The sequence below is a fragment of the Rhodospirillales bacterium RIFCSPLOWO2_02_FULL_58_16 genome (assembly GCA_001830425.1).
GTDB lineage: Bacteria > Pseudomonadota > Alphaproteobacteria > Rhodospirillales > 2-02-FULL-58-16 > 2-02-FULL-58-16.
Genome location: MIAA01000031.1, coordinates 15,478 through 30,768 on the forward strand (window position 1 = coordinate 15,478; position 15,291 = coordinate 30,768).

28 protein-coding genes are annotated in these 15,291 nt (G+C 56.7%); all 28 read left to right on the forward strand.

Annotation, left to right across the window (positions count from 1 at the left end; all coding sequences use genetic code 11):
* Window positions 1-15: 15 nt before the first annotated feature.
* The 28 genes from A3H92_01220 to A3H92_01355 all read left to right on the forward strand — a co-directional run bounded on the left by A3H92_01220 (window position 16) and on the right by A3H92_01355 (window position 15,163).
* Window positions 16-1,206 carry a translation elongation factor Tu gene (locus A3H92_01220; GenBank protein OHC74554.1) on the forward strand — a complete coding sequence of 397 codons (1,191 nt, stop codon included), beginning with the start codon at window positions 16-18 and terminating at the stop codon, window positions 1,204-1,206.
* Between the two features lie 15 nt (window positions 1,207-1,221).
* Entirely contained in the window at window positions 1,222-1,530 is a 309-nt protein-coding gene (locus tag A3H92_01225) for a 30S ribosomal protein S10 (protein OHC74555.1), read from the forward strand.
* 11 nt (window positions 1,531-1,541) lie between these two features.
* Window positions 1,542-2,294 (forward strand): 50S ribosomal protein L3, encoded by a 753-nt coding sequence (locus A3H92_01230; protein ID OHC74556.1) that lies wholly within the window; start codon window positions 1,542-1,544, stop codon window positions 2,292-2,294.
* Between the two features lie 6 nt (window positions 2,295-2,300).
* Window positions 2,301-2,921: a 50S ribosomal protein L4 gene (locus A3H92_01235; GenBank protein ID OHC74557.1), complete on the forward strand. Its 621-nt coding sequence runs from the start codon at window positions 2,301-2,303 to the stop codon at window positions 2,919-2,921.
* On the forward strand, window positions 2,918-3,241 hold the full coding sequence (locus A3H92_01240; GenBank protein ID OHC74558.1) for a 50S ribosomal protein L23: 324 nt from the start codon (window positions 2,918-2,920) through the stop codon (window positions 3,239-3,241). The genes A3H92_01235 and A3H92_01240 overlap by 4 nt, the downstream gene beginning before the upstream one ends.
* Before the next feature lie 3 nt (window positions 3,242-3,244).
* Window positions 3,245-4,075 carry a 50S ribosomal protein L2 gene (locus tag A3H92_01245; protein OHC74559.1) on the forward strand — a complete coding sequence of 277 codons (831 nt, stop codon included), beginning with the start codon at window positions 3,245-3,247 and terminating at the stop codon, window positions 4,073-4,075.
* A 13-nt stretch (window positions 4,076-4,088) separates the two neighbouring features.
* Complete coding sequence (locus A3H92_01250; GenBank protein ID OHC74560.1) at window positions 4,089-4,367, forward strand: 30S ribosomal protein S19; 279 nt, start codon at window positions 4,089-4,091, stop codon at window positions 4,365-4,367.
* A 1-nt stretch (window position 4,368) separates the two neighbouring features.
* Window positions 4,369-4,749, forward strand: a complete 381-nt coding sequence (locus A3H92_01255; protein OHC74561.1) for a 50S ribosomal protein L22 — start codon at window positions 4,369-4,371, stop codon at window positions 4,747-4,749.
* The gene (locus A3H92_01260; protein OHC74562.1) at window positions 4,749-5,426 is read left to right on the forward strand and encodes a 30S ribosomal protein S3; all 678 of its coding nucleotides are present in this window, start codon (window positions 4,749-4,751) and stop codon (window positions 5,424-5,426) included. The genes A3H92_01255 and A3H92_01260 overlap by 1 nt, the downstream gene beginning before the upstream one ends.
* 23 nt (window positions 5,427-5,449) lie before the next feature.
* Complete coding sequence (locus tag A3H92_01265; protein OHC74563.1) at window positions 5,450-5,869, forward strand: 50S ribosomal protein L16; 420 nt, start codon at window positions 5,450-5,452, stop codon at window positions 5,867-5,869.
* Between the two features lie 3 nt (window positions 5,870-5,872).
* Window positions 5,873-6,082, forward strand: coding sequence for a 50S ribosomal protein L29 (locus A3H92_01270; GenBank protein ID OHC74564.1), 210 nt, complete (start codon window positions 5,873-5,875; stop codon window positions 6,080-6,082).
* Between the two features lie 16 nt (window positions 6,083-6,098).
* Window positions 6,099-6,335 (forward strand): 30S ribosomal protein S17, encoded by a 237-nt coding sequence (locus A3H92_01275; protein OHC74565.1) that lies wholly within the window; start codon window positions 6,099-6,101, stop codon window positions 6,333-6,335.
* A 34-nt stretch (window positions 6,336-6,369) separates the two neighbouring features.
* Window positions 6,370-6,738 (forward strand): 50S ribosomal protein L14, encoded by a 369-nt coding sequence (locus A3H92_01280; protein ID OHC74566.1) that lies wholly within the window; start codon window positions 6,370-6,372, stop codon window positions 6,736-6,738.
* Complete coding sequence (locus A3H92_01285) at window positions 6,738-7,061, forward strand: 50S ribosomal protein L24 (GenBank protein ID OHC74567.1); 324 nt, start codon at window positions 6,738-6,740, stop codon at window positions 7,059-7,061. Before A3H92_01280 ends, A3H92_01285 begins: the two co-directional genes overlap by 1 nt.
* 15 nt (window positions 7,062-7,076) lie before the next feature.
* Complete coding sequence (locus A3H92_01290; GenBank protein OHC74568.1) at window positions 7,077-7,646, forward strand: 50S ribosomal protein L5; 570 nt, start codon at window positions 7,077-7,079, stop codon at window positions 7,644-7,646.
* On the forward strand, window positions 7,639-7,944 hold the full coding sequence (locus A3H92_01295) for a 30S ribosomal protein S14 (GenBank protein ID OHC74569.1): 306 nt from the start codon (window positions 7,639-7,641) through the stop codon (window positions 7,942-7,944). The genes A3H92_01290 and A3H92_01295 overlap by 8 nt, the downstream gene beginning before the upstream one ends.
* Window positions 7,945-7,958: 14 nt before the next feature.
* Window positions 7,959-8,357, forward strand: coding sequence for a 30S ribosomal protein S8 (locus tag A3H92_01300; protein ID OHC74570.1), 399 nt, complete (start codon window positions 7,959-7,961; stop codon window positions 8,355-8,357).
* Between the two features lie 20 nt (window positions 8,358-8,377).
* Window positions 8,378-8,911 carry a 50S ribosomal protein L6 gene (locus tag A3H92_01305; protein OHC74571.1) on the forward strand — a complete coding sequence of 178 codons (534 nt, stop codon included), beginning with the start codon at window positions 8,378-8,380 and terminating at the stop codon, window positions 8,909-8,911.
* A gap of 3 nt (window positions 8,912-8,914) precedes the next feature.
* Entirely contained in the window at window positions 8,915-9,277 is a 363-nt protein-coding gene (locus A3H92_01310; GenBank protein ID OHC74572.1) for a 50S ribosomal protein L18, read from the forward strand.
* A gap of 101 nt (window positions 9,278-9,378) precedes the next feature.
* Entirely contained in the window at window positions 9,379-9,873 is a 495-nt protein-coding gene (locus tag A3H92_01315) for a 30S ribosomal protein S5 (GenBank protein OHC74593.1), read from the forward strand.
* 5 nt (window positions 9,874-9,878) lie between these two features.
* A complete protein-coding gene (locus A3H92_01320) occupies window positions 9,879-10,076 on the forward strand; it encodes a 50S ribosomal protein L30 (GenBank protein ID OHC74573.1) in 198 nt (65 codons plus the stop codon).
* 25 nt (window positions 10,077-10,101) lie between these two features.
* The gene (locus A3H92_01325) at window positions 10,102-10,632 is read left to right on the forward strand and encodes a 50S ribosomal protein L15 (GenBank protein ID OHC74574.1); all 531 of its coding nucleotides are present in this window, start codon (window positions 10,102-10,104) and stop codon (window positions 10,630-10,632) included.
* Between the two features lie 25 nt (window positions 10,633-10,657).
* A complete protein-coding gene (locus tag A3H92_01330) occupies window positions 10,658-11,998 on the forward strand; it encodes a preprotein translocase subunit SecY (GenBank protein OHC74575.1) in 1,341 nt (446 codons plus the stop codon).
* Window positions 11,995-12,642 (forward strand): adenylate kinase, encoded by a 648-nt coding sequence (locus A3H92_01335; GenBank protein OHC74576.1) that lies wholly within the window; start codon window positions 11,995-11,997, stop codon window positions 12,640-12,642. Before A3H92_01330 ends, A3H92_01335 begins: the two co-directional genes overlap by 4 nt.
* A gap of 104 nt (window positions 12,643-12,746) precedes the next feature.
* Entirely contained in the window at window positions 12,747-13,124 is a 378-nt protein-coding gene (locus A3H92_01340; protein ID OHC74577.1) for a 30S ribosomal protein S13, read from the forward strand.
* A 21-nt stretch (window positions 13,125-13,145) separates the two neighbouring features.
* Window positions 13,146-13,538: a 30S ribosomal protein S11 gene (locus A3H92_01345; GenBank protein OHC74578.1), complete on the forward strand. Its 393-nt coding sequence runs from the start codon at window positions 13,146-13,148 to the stop codon at window positions 13,536-13,538.
* A 119-nt stretch (window positions 13,539-13,657) separates the two neighbouring features.
* The gene (locus A3H92_01350; GenBank protein ID OHC74594.1) at window positions 13,658-14,674 is read left to right on the forward strand and encodes a DNA-directed RNA polymerase subunit alpha; all 1,017 of its coding nucleotides are present in this window, start codon (window positions 13,658-13,660) and stop codon (window positions 14,672-14,674) included.
* 60 nt (window positions 14,675-14,734) lie between these two features.
* Window positions 14,735-15,163, forward strand: coding sequence for a 50S ribosomal protein L17 (locus A3H92_01355; protein OHC74579.1), 429 nt, complete (start codon window positions 14,735-14,737; stop codon window positions 15,161-15,163).
* Window positions 15,164-15,291 lie beyond the last annotated feature (128 nt).

Sequence of the window (15,291 nt, forward strand, 5' to 3'; positions counted from 1 at the left end):
ACGGAGTAAACGGACATGGCGAAGGAAAAATTCGAGCGCAACAAACCGCATTGCAACGTCGGCACCATCGGCCACGTTGACCATGGCAAGACGACGCTGACGGCGGCGATCACCAAGGTTCTGTCTGAAGCCGTCGGCGGCACGTTCACGCCGTTTGACCAGATTGACAAGGCGCCCGAGGAAAAGGCGCGCGGCATCACCATCGCCACGGCGCACGTTGAGTATGAGACCAAGAACCGCCACTACGCGCATGTGGACTGTCCCGGCCACGCCGACTATGTAAAGAACATGATCACCGGCGCGGCGCAGATGGACGGCGCCATTCTGGTGGTTTCGGCGGCTGACGGCCCGATGCCCCAGACCCGCGAGCATATTCTGCTGGCTCGTCAGGTCGGCGTTCCGGCGCTGGTGGTTTTCCTGAACAAGGTTGATCAGGTTGACGATCCCGAGCTTCTTGATCTGGTTGAGCTTGAGGTGCGCGAGCTTTTGAGCAGCTATGATTTTCCGGGCGACGACATTCCGGTGATTTCCGGTTCGGCGCTGGCGGCGCTTGAGGGCCGCGATGATGAGATCGGCAAGAACGCGCTGTTGAAGCTGATGGAAGCGGTCGATACATACATTCCCCAGCCGCACCGTCCCAAGGACAAGCCTTATCTTATGCCGATTGAGGACGTTTTCTCTATTTCCGGACGCGGCACGGTGGTTACCGGCCGTATTGAGCGCGGCATTGTCAAGGTCGGCGAGGAAGTCGAGATTGTCGGCATCAGGGACACCGCGAAGTCGGTTTGCACCGGCGTTGAGATGTTCCGCAAGCTGCTTGACCAGGGCGAGGCCGGCGATAACGTCGGCATACTTTTGCGCGGCACCAAGCGCGAGGATGTTGAACGCGGCCAGGTTCTGGCGGCGCCCGGCTCGATCACGCCGCACACCAGATTCAAGTGCGAGGCCTATATCCTGACCAAGGACGAAGGCGGACGTCACACGCCGTTTTTTGCCAATTATCGCCCCCAGTTTTACTTCCGCACGACGGACGTTACGGGAACGGTGATTCTGCCGGAAGGAACCGAAATGGTTATGCCCGGCGACAACATTTCCATGGAGGTCACCCTGATCAATCCGATCGCCATGGACGAAGGCTTGAGGTTCGCCATCCGCGAAGGCGGACGCACCGTCGGCGCCGGCGTCGTCGCTTCGATTATCGAGTAGGGAAATAACGGGACCATGGAAAGTCAGAATATACGCATCCGCCTGAAGGCGTTTGATCATCGCGTGCTCGATCAATCGGCGCGTGAGATCATCAGCACCGCCAAACGGACGGGCGCCAAGGTTCGCGGTCCCATTCCGCTGCCTACCCGTATCGAACGTTTTACGGTGTTGCGCTCGCCGCACATCGACAAGAAGTCGCGTGAGCAGTTTGAAATCCGCACCCATAAGAGAGTGCTTGATATTGTTGATCCGACGCCGCAGACGGTGGATGCGCTGATGAAGCTGGATTTGGCCGCCGGCGTTGACGTGGAAATTAAGTTGTAGGGAATGAGACCATGAGAACCGGTCTAATTGCGCGTAAAATAGGCATGAGCCGCCTTTTCGGTGACGATGGAACTCACGTTCCGGTTACCGTATTGCAGGTGGATAATTGTCAGGTGGTGGCCCACAGGACCGCCGAGAATGACGGCTACGACGCCCTCCAGCTCGGATGCTCCGCCGCCAAGGTCAAGAATGTCGGCCAAGCCATGCGCGGTCATTTCGCTAAAGCCAAGGTCGAGCCTAAGCGCAAGGTGCTGGAATTTCGGATAAGCCCGGACGCTTTCGTTGATGTGGGGGCCGAGCTTTCGGTCGGGCATTTTGCCGTCGGCCAGTATGTGGATGTTACCGGCAGTTCCATCGGCAAGGGGTTCACCGGCGTCATGAAGAAGTACGGGTTCGCCGGGTTGCGCGCTTCCCACGGCGTTTCCATCAGGCACCGCTCGGCAGGTTCCGCCGGTCTCGGACAGGACCCAGGCAAGGTCTTCAAGGGAAAGAAGATGGCCGGGCATATGGGAGACAAGCGGGCGACCGTTCAGAACCTGAAAGTGGTAAGCGTCGATGCGGATAGGGGCATCATCATGGTCAGGGGCGCGGTTCCGGGCAGCAAGGGCGGCTATGTCATGGTGCGCGACGCCGTGAAAAAGTCCGCTCCGGAAGACTTGCCGTTCCCGGCGGCCGTTCGCGGCGCCAAGGAATCTCCTGCCGGTGAGGCAATACAACAAGAAGTCCCGGTCGATGCGACCGCCGCTGACGGCGCGAAGGAATAAACGGTCATGAATCTTGATGTCATAAGCCTCGATAACAAGAAGGTAGGCAGCATTGATCTGGACAAGTCGGTGTTCGGCGTCGAAGTGCGCGCCGATCTTCTGGCGCGTACGGTCAAGTGGCAGCTTGCCAAGCGCCGCGCCGGAACTCACAAGACCAAGGGACGCGGCGAAGTAAGCGGCACCGGCGCCAAACCCTTCAAACAGAAGGGGACGGGCCGCGCCCGTCAGGGAACGCACAGGGCGCCGCAGATGCGCGGCGGCGGCATTGTGTTCGGTCCCGTAGTGCGCAGCTATGCCCACAAACTTCCAAAGAAGGTGCGGGTGCTGGCCCTCAAGTCGGCCCTGTCGTCCAAACAGGCTGAAGGCAAATTGGTGGTTATCGAGTCGACCGCGATGAAGGCGCCTAAAACCGCTGACCTGGTCAAGCGGTTGGCCAAGCTGGGCTGGGTATCGGCTTTGGTGATCGACGGGGCTGAGGTAGACGGCAATTTCGCCCTCGCCGCCGCGAACATTGTCGGGATTAACGTGCTGCCGAGCCGAGGGGCCAATGTTTACGATATTATGCGCAGCGGTACTTTGGTGCTGACTATGGATGCGGTTGAGAAACTCGTGGAGCGGCTGAAATGAGCAAGTCAAAAGCCAAAATCGCGGATTCCGTAATGGCGCGGATGTATAAAGTTATTCATTCTCCGGTAGTTACCGAGAAAGCGACGCTGCTTTCGCAGTTCAATCAGGTGACGTTTCGCGTGCCGCTTGACGCCTGCAAGCCGGAGATCAAAGCGGCGGTCGAGGCCTTGTTCAAGGTCAAGGTCAACGCCGTGAACACGTTGCGCCAAAAAGGCAAGCTTAAGCGTTTCAAGGGTCGTCTCGGCAAGAGGAGCGACTTCAAGAAAGCGGTTGTTACTCTGGCCGAAGGCCAGTCTATCGATATAACCACGGGGATCTAGGTTATGGCGTTGAAGCATTATAAACCGACCACTCCGTCCCGTCGCGGAACGGTGCTTGTGGATCGCAGCAGTCTTTGGAAGGGAAAGCCCGAGAAGTCCCTGACCGAGGGTCTGCGCAAGCAGGGCGGACGCAATAATACCGGAAGAATCACCGCTCGCCGTCGCGGCGGCGGTCATAAGCGGCGTTATCGCATCATCGATTTCAAGCGCAACAAGTTTGACATGTCGGCGACGGTCGAGCGGCTGGAATATGATCCCAATCGCAGCGCCTTCATCGCCTTGATTCGTTATGATGACGGCGAGTTGGCCTACATCATCGCTCCCCAGCGTTTGGCGCCGGGCGACAAGGTGATCGCCGGCGACAGCGTCGACATACGTCCCGGCAACGCCATGCCGATGAAAAACATTCCTGTCGGCACCATCATCCACAATGTGGAGATGAAGGTGGGCAAGGGCGCGCAGATCGCCCGCTCCGCCGGCACCTACGTTCAGCTCGTCGGCAAGGATCAGGGCTATGCCCAATTGCGGCTGTTTTCCGGGGAATTGCGCATGGTGAGGGCCGAATGCATGGCCACCATCGGCGCTGTTTCCAACCCGGATAACCAGAACATCAAGATCGGCAAGGCCGGGAGCAAACGCTGGATCGGCAAGCGTCCGGCGGTTCGCGGCGTAGCAATGAATCCCGTCGATCATCCCCACGGCGGCGGCGAAGGCCGCACCTCGGGCGGCCGTCATCCGGTGAGTCCGTGGGGCAAGCCGACCAAGGGAAAGAAGACACGTAACAACAAGATGACGGACAGGATGATTATGCGCCGCCGTCATAAAAAGAAGTAGAAGGAGTAGCGCCGTGGCTCGTTCCGTTTGGAAAGGACCGTTTGTTGATGAATACCTTCTTAAGAAGGCCGAAACGGCTCGCCGTAGCGGTCGCAACGATATCATCAAGACATGGTCGAGGCGCTCGACGATTCTGCCGCAGTTTGTCGGGCTTACCTTCGGCGTTTACAACGGCCGCAAGTTTGTCCCGGTTATGGTGAACGAGGATATGATCGGCCACCGGATGGGTGAATTTTCGCCTACCCGCACCTTTCTCGGCCACTCTGCGGACAAAAAGGTTAAGAGAAGCTGAAATGAGCAAAAAACCGTTACCCAGGCAGGCGGCCGACAATGAGGCGATGGCTTTCGCCAAGCATATCCGCATCAGCGCGCAAAAGCTTAATCTGGTCGCCGAGAGCATTCGCGGCAAGACCTGTGAAGCGGCGTTGGCTGAACTTAAGTTTTGCAAAAAGCGCATATCAGGAGATGTGGCCAGGCTTCTGGAATCAGCGATTGCCAATGCCGAGAACAATCACCAGCTCGATGTTGATCGGCTTATCGTCGCCGAGGCCACCGTGGGTCGGAGCATGGTTATGAAACGCTGGAGGGCGCGGGCGCGCGGTCGCGTCGGACGGATTCAAAAGCCGTTCAGCAACCTGCGTCTTTTGGTGCGAGAGAGCGAGGAGAGCGTATAATGGGGCAAAAAGTAAATCCTATCGGCATCCGTCTGGGAATTATCCGCACATGGGATTCCCGTTGGTATGCCGATAATAATTACGCGAACCTGCTGCACGAGGATCTGGTTATCCGCAAGTATCTCCGCAAGCGTCTGGTTCAGGCCGGGGTTTCCAAGATCGTCATTGAGCGCCCCGCCAAGAAGGCCCGCATCACCATTCATACGGCCAGGCCCGGCGTCATTATCGGCAAAAAGGGCGCCGACATAGAAAAGCTGCGCCTCGACATTATGAAAATGACCGGCTCCGATGTGCACGTTAATATCGTTGAGATACGCAAGCCGGAGATCGACGCCCAACTGGTGGCCGAGAATATCGCCCAGCAGATGGAGCGCCGCGTCTCTATCCGCCGCGCCATGAAGCGTGTCGTGCAGTCGGCCATGCGCCTCGGCGCCGAGGGTATTCGCGTCAACTGCGGCGGCCGCCTCGGCGGCGCCGAGATTGCCCGCACGGTATGGTATCGCGAGGGGCGGGTGCCGCTTCATTCGTTAAGGGCTAATATGGATTACGGCGTTTCCACCGCCAACACGACCTACGGCGCCTGCGGGGTCAAGGTATGGATTTTCAAGGGCGAGATTTTAGATCATGACCCGATGGCGGTGGAAAAAATCGCTATTGAGCAGCAGCCGGCCCGCTAAGTCGTCCAGGAAAGAGATTTAATATGCTTAGTCCCAAACGCACCAAGTTTCGCAAGATGCACAAAGGCCGCATCCACGGAAAGGCCAAGGGTGGAACCGTGCTTAATTTCGGCTCTTTCGGGTTGAAGGCGACGACGCCCGACCGTGTTACCGCGCGTCAGATTGAGGCCGCCAGACGGGCGCTTACCCGTCACATGAAGCGCGTCGGCCGCGTGTGGATTCGTATTTTCCCGGATGTTCCGGTAACCAAGAAACCGGCCGAGGTGCGTCAGGGCAAGGGTAAAGGGTCCGTCGAGTTCTGGGCGTGTCGCGTCAAACCTGGCCGCATCATGTTTGAGGTGGACGGCGTGTCGGCCGAGGTCGCCAAGCGCGGCTTTGAATTGGCGGCGGCCAAGCTGCCCGTGCGGACCCGCGTTGTAACGCGCATGGGCGAGGAGTTCTAGAAAATGAAAGCGGTGGATGTTCGCGCCAAGAGCGACGACGAAATCAGGGAAGAACTGATGGCTCTCAGCAAGGAGGCCTTCAATCTGCGCTTCCAGAGGAGTAGCGGCCAGCTTGAAAACACCTCGCGCGTACGCCGGGTGAGGCGCGGCATAGCCCGCATCAAGACCATTCAAAAAGAACGCAGCCGGGCGAAAGCCCGGGCGGCGTCCTAGAGGGAGCACAGGATTTATGCCAAGGCGAGTACTGCAAGGGGTCGTGGTCAGCGACAAGATGGACAAGACCATCGTTGTGAAGGTGGAGCGGCGAATCATGCATCCGCTTTACAAGAAGGTTGTTCGTCGGTCCAAGAAATATGCCGCTCATGATGAGAACAACGTTTCCAAGACCGGCGACACGGTCAAGATTCGCGAATGTAGGCCTCTTTCCAAACGCAAGCGCTGGGAGGTCGTAACCGATGTCGCCTGATAGCGCCGCCGGTAAACGGATAAGGAAGTAGACGATGATACAGGTGGAAACAAATCTGGAGGTTGCCGACAATTCCGGCGCTCGCCGGGTACAGTGCATCAAGGTGCTTGGCGGTTCCAAGCGCAAGTATGCCTCGGTGGGAGATATTATTGTCGTCGCCATCAAGGAGGCGATTCCTCGCGGTCGCGTCAAAAAGGGCGATATGTCGCGTGCGGTAGTGGTGCGCACGACCAAGGATATCCGCCGTCCCGACGGCTCGGTGATCCGTTTCGACAAGAACGCCGCCGTGCTTCTCGACAAGCAGGGAGAGCCGATCGGCACCCGTATCTTCGGGCCGGTGACCCGCGAGTTGCGCGCGAAAAAGTATATGAAGATTATTTCTCTTGCGCCTGAGGTGCTGTGATGTCGGCAAAATTAAAAGTCAGGAAGGGCGACAAGGTTATTGTCAGGACCGGCAAGGACAAGGGAAAGACGGGCGAGATCCTGCAGATATTTCCCAAGCGGTGTCGCGCCATCGTTCAGGGCGTGAATATGGCCAAGCATCACACCAAGCCGCGCCAGGGAGGCGCCGGCGGCATTGTTGAGAAAGAGGGGACCATTCATATTTCGAACATTGCTCATATTGATCCCAAGTCTAATCAGCCGACCCGCATCGGATACAAGGCGCTCAAGGACGGGCGCAAGGTTCGCTACGCCAAGAAATCCGGCGAAATGTTGGACGCTTAAGAAGGTAAAAGGTCAATGACACGCCTGCAAACGCATTACGAAAAAACGGTCAAACCGGCTTTGATCAAACAGTTCGGCTTTGATAACCCGATGCGGGTTCCAAGGTTGGAAAAGGTCGTCATCAACATGGGTGTCGGCGAGGCGGCTCTGGATAAAAAGAAGATTCAGGGAGCGGTCGAGGACATGACCTTGATCAGCGGCCAAAAGCCGGTGATTACCAAGGCCAAGAAGTCGATTGCCGTATTCAAGCTTCGTGACGGCATGTTGGTCGGTTGCAAGGTTACGTTGCGGCGCGCCAGGATGTATGAGTTCCTGGATCGTCTGGTTAATGTCGCCCTGCCCAGGGTCCGTGATTTTCGCGGGCTTTCGGATAAGAGCTTTGACGGATGCGGAAACTACGCATTGGGCCTTAAGGAACAGATCATCTTTCCCGAGATCGATTATGACAAGGTCGATAAAGTTCGCGGCATGAATATCGTGGTTTGCACGACCGCCCGCAATGACGAAGAGGCGAGAGCGTTGCTGAAGGGATTTGATTTTCCCTTCGGCGATGAATCACATAACGGAGAAAAGAAGAATGGCTAAGACCAGCGTCGTCGAGAGAAACAAGAAAAGGGTTCGATTGGCCGCCAAGTACTCCGCCAAACGGTTGAGGCTGAAGGGCATGTCCAAGGATCAGGCCCTGTCTCCCGAGGAGCGTTTTGAAGCTCGGATGAAACTGGCGACGTTGCCGCGCGACTCATCGCCGGTGCGCATTCGTCTGCGGTGCCGGTTGAGCGGTCGTCCGCGCGGGAATTACCGCAAGTTCCAGGTTTCGCGCATTGCTCTTCGTGATCTGGCTTCTTCCGGGCAGATTCCCGGCATGGTCAAGTCAAGCTGGTAAGGGGGAATTAAAACATGACAATGACAGATCCCTTATCCGATATGCTGACCCGCATCCGCAACGGGCAGAGGGTCGGCAAGAGCAGCGTTTCTTCGCCGGCTTCCAGGTTGCGCAGCAGCGTTCTTGATGTTCTTAAGCGCGAGGGGTTCATTCGCGGCTACTCACTGCATGATGTTCGTTCCGGGGTGAGCGAGATCAAAATCGAGCTTAAGTATCATGACGGCGCCCCCGTGATCCGTGAGATCACTCGGGTTTCGACGCCGGGTCGGCGTGTTTATTCAAAAATCAAGGGCCTCTCCAAGGTCTATAACGGACTGGGAATTTCTATCCTGTCCACGCCTCGCGGCGTACTTTCGGATGCCGAGGCGCGTGACGCCAACGTCGGCGGCGAAGTACTCTGCCGGGTATTCTAGAGAGGGTTGAGGTAATATCGATGTCGCGCATTGGAAAGTATCCTGTTGAAGTCCCCGGCAACGTCTCCATCGCCGTTTCCGGGCAGACGGTGACCGCCAAGGGAAAGCTGGGCGAACGCAGCATGACGCTGATGGACGAGGTCGAGGTCAAGCACGCCGGGAACCTTATCACGATCAGTCCGCGCGGAGATTCAAAACGCGCCCGCATGATGTGGGGAACCGCACGGAGCGTTATCAACAATATGGTGCGTGGCGTCGGCGAAGGGTTTGTTCGTAAACTGGCGATCACCGGCGTCGGCTATCGGGCGCAGGTTCAGGGCAAGGATCTGGTTTTGCAGTTGGGGTATTCTCACGAAGTGCGCTATCCGATTCCGCATGGCGTAACTATTGTATGTCCGGACCAGACTCACATCGAGGTCAGCGGTATCGATAAGCGGCTTGTCGGCCAGACATCGTCCGAAATACGCGCTTTCAGACCTCCTGAGCCGTACAAGGGCAAGGGCGTTAAGTACGAGGATGAATTTATCCTGCGCAAGGAAGGTAAGAAGAAGTAAGCCATGACGAATTCAAATGAACTCACGGAGCGTCGCAAGAGGCGCATCCGTTTTCGGATCAAAAAACGGGCGGCGGGGAAGCCACGGTTGTCCGTGTTTCGCTCCGGCAACCATATTTATGCGCAGATCATAAATGATATCCTGGGGAAGACCGTGGCGTCGGCCTCTACCATGGAGAAGGATATGCGCGATAAACTCAATACCGGCGGCAATATCTCCGCCGCCGACAAAGTCGGCAAGATGATCGCCGAGAGGGCGCTGGCCGAGGGTGTCAAAGAAGTCATCTTCGACCGTGGCGGCTACCGGTATCATGGCCGAATCAAGGCGCTTGCCGATGCCGCCCGTGAAGCCGGCCTGACTTTCTAGGGAGTTCTTTATATATGTCTCAAACACCGACAAAGAAGCCCTCGGGAAGGTCCCGTGGATCGCAAACCGAATCCGGCGAGGATTCGGAATTTACCGATAAGCTGGTTCATATCAACCGCGTCGCCAAGGTGGTCAAGGGCGGGCGTCGTTTTTCCTTTGCCGCTCTGGTCGTCGCCGGGGACGGCAACGGGCGCGTCGGCTACGGCTCCGGCAAGGCGCGTGAGGTTCCCGAGGCCATCCGCAAGGCTACCGATCAGGCCAAGCGCACGATGATCCGCGTTCCGTTGCGCGATGGACGCACCATTCACCATGACGTTACGGGCAGCTATGGCGCAGGCAAGGTGGTGTTGCGCAGCGCGGCGCCGGGCACAGGCATCATCGCCGGCGGTCCTATGCGCGCCGTTTTCGAGACGATGGGGGTGCAGGATGTGGTTGCTAAATCTCTCGGTTCGACTAACCCTCATAACATGGTCAAAGCGACTTTCGACGCCTTGAGCTGTTCCATGTCGCCGCGTATCGTGGCGGCCCGGCGTGGAAAGAAGGTGGGCGAAATCGTGGCGCGCCGCACCGGCGCAATATCCGCGTCGAAGGAGTAGTAGCGATGACTGCTCAGAAAAAGGGGATCGTTAAGGTCACTCAGATCGGAAGCCCCATCGGTCGCGAGAATGATCAGCGGGCAACCCTGATCGGTCTTGGACTTAACAAGATGAACAGAACCCGCGAGTTGGAAGACACGCCGTCAGTGCGCGGCATGATCAAAAAGGTCAGTCACCTGGTCCGGGTTGAAAAACAGGCGTAATTTCGGGGCGAGGGATACCTAAGGCATGAAACTAAACGATCTTCGTGATAACCCCGGCGCCGTCAGGAATCGTAAGCGCGTCGGGCGCGGCATCGGCTCGGGCACCGGCAAAACCGCCGGTCGCGGCGATAAGGGACAAAAGGCGCGCAGCGGCGTTTCTCTGCTGGGATTCGAGGGTGGACAGATGCCGCTTTTCAGGCGGCTGCCCAAGCGCGGATTCAATAATCTTTACGACAAGGATTTGGCCGAGATCAATCTGGGCCGCTTGCAGGTCGCCGTTGACGCCGGCAAGCTTAAGGCTTCCGCCGTCGTCAATGCCGAGACTCTGCGCGCCGCTGGCTTGATCAAGGGTTCCCATGACGGCATAAAGTTGCTGGCCAAGGGTGAACTCAAGGCCAAATTGACCTTTGACGTTAATGGCGCTTCAAAGGCCGCCATTGCCGCCGTCGAGAAAGCGGGCGGAAAGGTTAATATCCTCGCCGCCACCGCCGGCGACGCCGCCAAAGCAAAAGCCAAGGCCGCTAAGGCTAAAGCCAGAGCCGTGGATCAAGGTTAATAAAGACTAAGGCAGGAAAACGCCCATGGCTTCCGCCGCCGAACAACTTGCCGGTAATATGAACTTTGGCGCCTTTAATAAGGCCACCGAGCTGAAAAAGCGTATCTGGTTTACGCTTTGCGCGCTTATTGTTTATCGTCTCGGCACTTATATCCCGCTTCCCGGCATCGATCCGGTTGTCCTTAAGGATATTTTCAAGCAAAACGCCGGCGGCATCTTCGGCATGTTCGACATGTTCACCGGCGGCGCGTTAAGCCGGATGACTATTTTCGCCCTTAACATCATGCCCTACATCTCGGCCTCTATTATCATGCAGTTGATGACTTCGGTGTCTCCGCAACTGGAAGCGCTGAAAAAGGAAGGCGAAAGCGGACGCAAGAAAATCAATCAGTACACCCGTTATGGAACGGTGATAATTACCGCCCTGCAAGCTTACGGAATCTCCGCCGGCCTTGAGGGCATGACCTCCAGTTCCGGTTCGGCGGTTATTGATCCCGGCTTGTTTTTCCGTTTCACCACGGTGGTGACGCTGGTCGGCGGAACCATGTTCCTGATGTGGCTCGGCGAGCAGATCACGGCCCGTGGCGTCGGCAACGGCATTTCGTTGATCATCTTCGCCGGAATTGTCGCCAATCTGCCGCACGCCATCGCCGGCACCCTTGAGTTGGGACGCACCGGGGCGCTGTCGACGATATTCATTATTTTCCTGTTGGCGATGTCGGTAGGGGTAATCTTTTTCATTATCTTTATCGAGCGCGCCCAGCGGCGCATCATCGTGCAGTATCCCAAGCGTCAGCAGGGAAATAAAGTGACCGGCGGCGAGAGTTCGCATCTTCCGCTCAAGATCAATACATCGGGCGTGATCCCGCCTATTTTCGCCAGCTCGATTCTGCTGTTGCCGATTACCGTGATCGGTTTTTCCGCCGGACAGGGGCCGGAATGGCTGACGACGGTCTCCGCCTTTTTGGGGCGCGGACAGGCGGGTTATTTGACAATCTATCTCGGTCTTATTGTGTTTTTCGCCTTTTTCTATACGGCGGTGGTGTTTAATCCCCATGAGACGGCCGAGAATCTGAAAAAGCACGGCGGCTTTGTGCCCGGAATCCGGCCCGGAAAGAATACCGCCGAGCATCTGGACAGGATTTTGACGCGCCTGACGGTGATCGGCGCCGCTTATCTGGCTGTAGTCTGTTTATTGCCGGAGATACTGATTTCCCAATATTCGGTTCCGTTCTATTTCGGCGGCACCAGTCTGCTGATCGTCGTTACGGTGACCATGGACACGGTGACTCAGGTGCAGTCTCATCTTTTGGCCCACCAATATGAGGGACTGATCAAGAAGTCCAGGCTGAGAGACCGCAAGTGACAAATCTCATATTGTTGGGACCTCCCGGCGCCGGCAAGGGAACTCAGGCTAAAAGAATTGAGGAAAAGTTCGGCGTCGTTCAACTTTCCACCGGCGATATGCTGCGCGTCGAGGTGAATTCAGGCAGCGCGCTCGGAGCAAAGATCAAGGACGTGATAAACGGCGGCGGTCTGGCCCCTGATGAAATGATCATCGACATGATATCAAGGCGCATCGGCAAGGATGATTGCGGGAACGGTTTTATTCTTGACGGGTTCCCGCGCACCATTCCACAGGCGGAAGCCCTGGACGAAATGCTCGCCGATAAAAACCTCGGACTTGATCATGTGATCGTTATCGAGGCCGATGATGACGCCTTGGTCGAGCGCATCACCAAGCGTTTCACCTGCGCAAAGTGCGGCGCCGGTTATAATGAAAAGTTTCTGCCGACCAAGGTGGAAAATGTCTGTGACAAATGCGGATCATCCGAATTTATCCGCCGCGCTGATGATAACGTCAAGACGGTGATTGCCCGCCTTAAGGCCTATCATGAGCAAACCAAACCGATCATCAGTCACTATGCAAAGAAGGGACTGGTAAGAACGGTCGCCGGCGGTAATTCTATTGAAGATGCGTCGAATAAAATTTGGGAGATTCTGGGATAAAGAGACCATGTTGACTTGAGGGCGCAAGAGCTTATAATCGCCGCTCTTTTGACCCCTTCCGGTCTTTTTATCGTTTAAAAACTTGAGGTTAAGGAGAAACGACTTTGGCGCGAATCGCGGGTGTGAACATTCCGACCAACAAACGGGTTGCAATTTCACTTACTTATATTTTTGGAATCGGTCGGACCAAGGCCCGTGAAATCTGCAAAGAGGTAGGCATTACGGTCGGGCGCAGGGTGATGGACCTCACCGATGATGAGCTGACCCGCATCCGCGACGTCATTGATCGTGACTATCAGGTTGAGGGCGAGCTTCGGCGCGAGCTGGCGATGAACGTCAAGCGGCTCATGGATTTGGGATGCTATCGCGGCGTTCGCCATCGTCGCAATTTACCCGTAAGGGGGCAGCGCACTCATACCAATGCGCGCACCCGCAAGGGACCGGCCAAGGCTATCGCCGGCAAGAAAAAAACCACCAAGTAAAGAATCCGGAGAAAACAGATCATGGCGAAACCGACCACGCAACGTCCGCGCAAGCGCGAACGCAAGAATATTGTTTCCGGCGTTGCTCACGTTAACGCATCTTTTAATAACACCATGATCACCATCACCGATGCCCAGGGCAATACCATTGCCTGGGCGTCGTCCGGGTCTCAGGGGTTCAAGGGGTCGCGGAAGTCCACGCCCTACGCCGCCCAGGTCGCCGGCGAGGAAGCGGGGCGCAAGGCGATGGAACACGGCATGAAAACTTTGGATGTCGAGGTAAAAGGGCCGGGGTCGGGAAGGGAATCGGCTTTGCGCGCATTGCAGACCGTCGGCTTTACGATCAAGGCCATCCGCGATGTAACGGCAATTCCTCATAACGGTTGCCGCCCGCGCAAGCGTCGTCGCGTTTAGGCAAAACAGGGCGACGGGATCGCCGTTTTAGTTTTTTCGATCCTTGTTGGGATCGGGAAGTAATTTGTAAGGCTTCGTTCTTGGGGCCGTAATTTTTGTTTGAAGTGAGGAAAGTCGCCGTGATCCAGAAAAATTGGCAGGCTCTCATTAAACCCGGCAAGCTCGATATAGTCCCCGGCGTTGATGCTGCGCGCAGGGCCGTTATCGTGGCTGAACCCCTGGAACGGGGCTTCGGTCTGACCCTGGGCAACGCGCTGAGGCGGATATTGCTGTCATCCCTGCAAGGGGGGGCGGTGACTTCCGTCCAGGTTGACGGCGTGCTGCACGAGTTCTCGTCCATACCCGGAGTTCGTGAAGACGTCACCGATATCGTGCTCAACATCAAGTCGATGGGGTTGCGCATGAATTGCGAGGGACCGAGGCGCATGACGCTTAAGGCGTCCGGATCGGGCGAGGTCAAGGCAAGCATGATTGAGACCGGACCCGATATCGAAATTATGGACCCCGATCTTGTTATCTGCACTATGGACAAGCAGGCGAAGCTTTCTATGGAGTTGACGGTGGAGCACGGCAAGGGATATGTGCCGGCGACCCAAACCCGCGCCGAGGAATCGCCGATCGGACTGATCCCCGTTGACGCGGTGTTCTCGCCGGTGCGCAAGGTCACCTATAAGGTTGAAAATACCCGCGTCGGTCAGGTTACCGACCATGACAAGCTGTCTCTTGATGTGACGACTAACGGCGCCGTGACGCCTGAGGACGCCGTTGCGTTGGCGGCCAGGATTCTTCAGGATCAGTTGCAGTTATTTATTAATTTTGACGAGCCGAAGGCGGCGGCGGACATGGAGGAGAGGATAGACCTTCCCTTCAACAGAAACCTGCTGCGCAAGGTGGATGAGTTGGAGTTGTCGGTGCGCTCCGCCAACTGCCTCAAGAACGACAATATCGTCTATATCGGCGATCTTGTCCGGAAAACCGAGGCCGATATGCTGCGCACGCCGAACTTCGGACGTAAGTCCTTGAACGAGATCAAGGAGGTGCTTACTCATATGGCGTTGCACCTTGGTATGGATATTCCCGCTTGGCCGCCTGAAAATATTGAGGATATGGCGAAGAAGCTGGAAGACCCTTTTTAAGTTGAATGACCGGTCGTACGGGATAATTATGCCCGTGCGCGATAATTAGGAGATTATACGATGCGCCACCGCCTTAGCGGCCGCAAACTGAACCGCACCAGCTCTCACCGCAAGGCAATGTTTTCCAACATGGCGGTGGCGTTGTTGAGTCATGAGCAGATCGAAACCACTTTGCCCAAGGCCAGGGAATTGCGGCGGTTTGCCGATAAGATGATCACGCTCGGCAAACGCGGCACTCTGCACGCCAAGCGTCAGGCGCTGTCTAACCTTCAGGACAAGCTGCTTGTCGGCAAGCTGTTCGGGGCGTTGGCCGAGCGCTATAAGGAGCGCAACGGCGGGTATACCAGGGTGCTTAAGGCCGGAAACCGTCATGGCGACTGCGCCCCTATGGCCATCATCGAATTGGTGGACAGGGACTTGGGGGCCAAAGGCGCCGCTGATCGGGAGCGCATCGCCGCCGGGGAGACCGCCGTCGCCGCCTCTGAATAGCCATTCAGCAAACTTGAGCGGCTTAGATAAAGCTATGGGTGGAGCGGCCATTTTAATACCAGCGGCCATAAAAAATGACTCTGAAAAATCCTCCCCCTTGTTTAAGGGGGAGTTAGAGGGGGTCGTTG

Coding starts and splice junctions, on each gene's coding strand:
- A3H92_01300 (OHC74570.1), top strand. CDS start 7,959: ATGACAATGACAGATCCCTTATCCGATATGCTGACCCGCATCCGCAAC.
- A3H92_01265 (OHC74563.1), top strand. CDS start 5,450: ATGCTTAGTCCCAAACGCACCAAGTTTCGCAAGATGCACAAAGGCCGC.
- A3H92_01255 (OHC74561.1), top strand. CDS start 4,369: ATGAGCAAAAAACCGTTACCCAGGCAGGCGGCCGACAATGAGGCGATG.
- A3H92_01290 (OHC74568.1), top strand. CDS start 7,077: ATGACACGCCTGCAAACGCATTACGAAAAAACGGTCAAACCGGCTTTG.
- A3H92_01270 (OHC74564.1), top strand. CDS start 5,873: ATGAAAGCGGTGGATGTTCGCGCCAAGAGCGACGACGAAATCAGGGAA.
- A3H92_01305 (OHC74571.1), top strand. CDS start 8,378: ATGTCGCGCATTGGAAAGTATCCTGTTGAAGTCCCCGGCAACGTCTCC.
- A3H92_01230 (OHC74556.1), top strand. CDS start 1,542: ATGAGAACCGGTCTAATTGCGCGTAAAATAGGCATGAGCCGCCTTTTC.
- A3H92_01330 (OHC74575.1), top strand. CDS start 10,658: ATGGCTTCCGCCGCCGAACAACTTGCCGGTAATATGAACTTTGGCGCC.
- A3H92_01275 (OHC74565.1), top strand. CDS start 6,099: ATGCCAAGGCGAGTACTGCAAGGGGTCGTGGTCAGCGACAAGATGGAC.
- A3H92_01260 (OHC74562.1), top strand. CDS start 4,749: ATGGGGCAAAAAGTAAATCCTATCGGCATCCGTCTGGGAATTATCCGC.
- A3H92_01235 (OHC74557.1), top strand. CDS start 2,301: ATGAATCTTGATGTCATAAGCCTCGATAACAAGAAGGTAGGCAGCATT.
- A3H92_01295 (OHC74569.1), top strand. CDS start 7,639: ATGGCTAAGACCAGCGTCGTCGAGAGAAACAAGAAAAGGGTTCGATTG.
- A3H92_01345 (OHC74578.1), top strand. CDS start 13,146: ATGGCGAAACCGACCACGCAACGTCCGCGCAAGCGCGAACGCAAGAAT.
- A3H92_01325 (OHC74574.1), top strand. CDS start 10,102: ATGAAACTAAACGATCTTCGTGATAACCCCGGCGCCGTCAGGAATCGT.
- A3H92_01355 (OHC74579.1), top strand. CDS start 14,735: ATGCGCCACCGCCTTAGCGGCCGCAAACTGAACCGCACCAGCTCTCAC.
- A3H92_01285 (OHC74567.1), top strand. CDS start 6,738: ATGTCGGCAAAATTAAAAGTCAGGAAGGGCGACAAGGTTATTGTCAGG.
- A3H92_01240 (OHC74558.1), top strand. CDS start 2,918: ATGAGCAAGTCAAAAGCCAAAATCGCGGATTCCGTAATGGCGCGGATG.
- A3H92_01245 (OHC74559.1), top strand. CDS start 3,245: ATGGCGTTGAAGCATTATAAACCGACCACTCCGTCCCGTCGCGGAACG.
- A3H92_01320 (OHC74573.1), top strand. CDS start 9,879: ATGACTGCTCAGAAAAAGGGGATCGTTAAGGTCACTCAGATCGGAAGC.
- A3H92_01280 (OHC74566.1), top strand. CDS start 6,370: ATGATACAGGTGGAAACAAATCTGGAGGTTGCCGACAATTCCGGCGCT.
- A3H92_01220 (OHC74554.1), top strand. CDS start 16: ATGGCGAAGGAAAAATTCGAGCGCAACAAACCGCATTGCAACGTCGGC.
- A3H92_01225 (OHC74555.1), top strand. CDS start 1,222: ATGGAAAGTCAGAATATACGCATCCGCCTGAAGGCGTTTGATCATCGC.
- A3H92_01310 (OHC74572.1), top strand. CDS start 8,915: ATGACGAATTCAAATGAACTCACGGAGCGTCGCAAGAGGCGCATCCGT.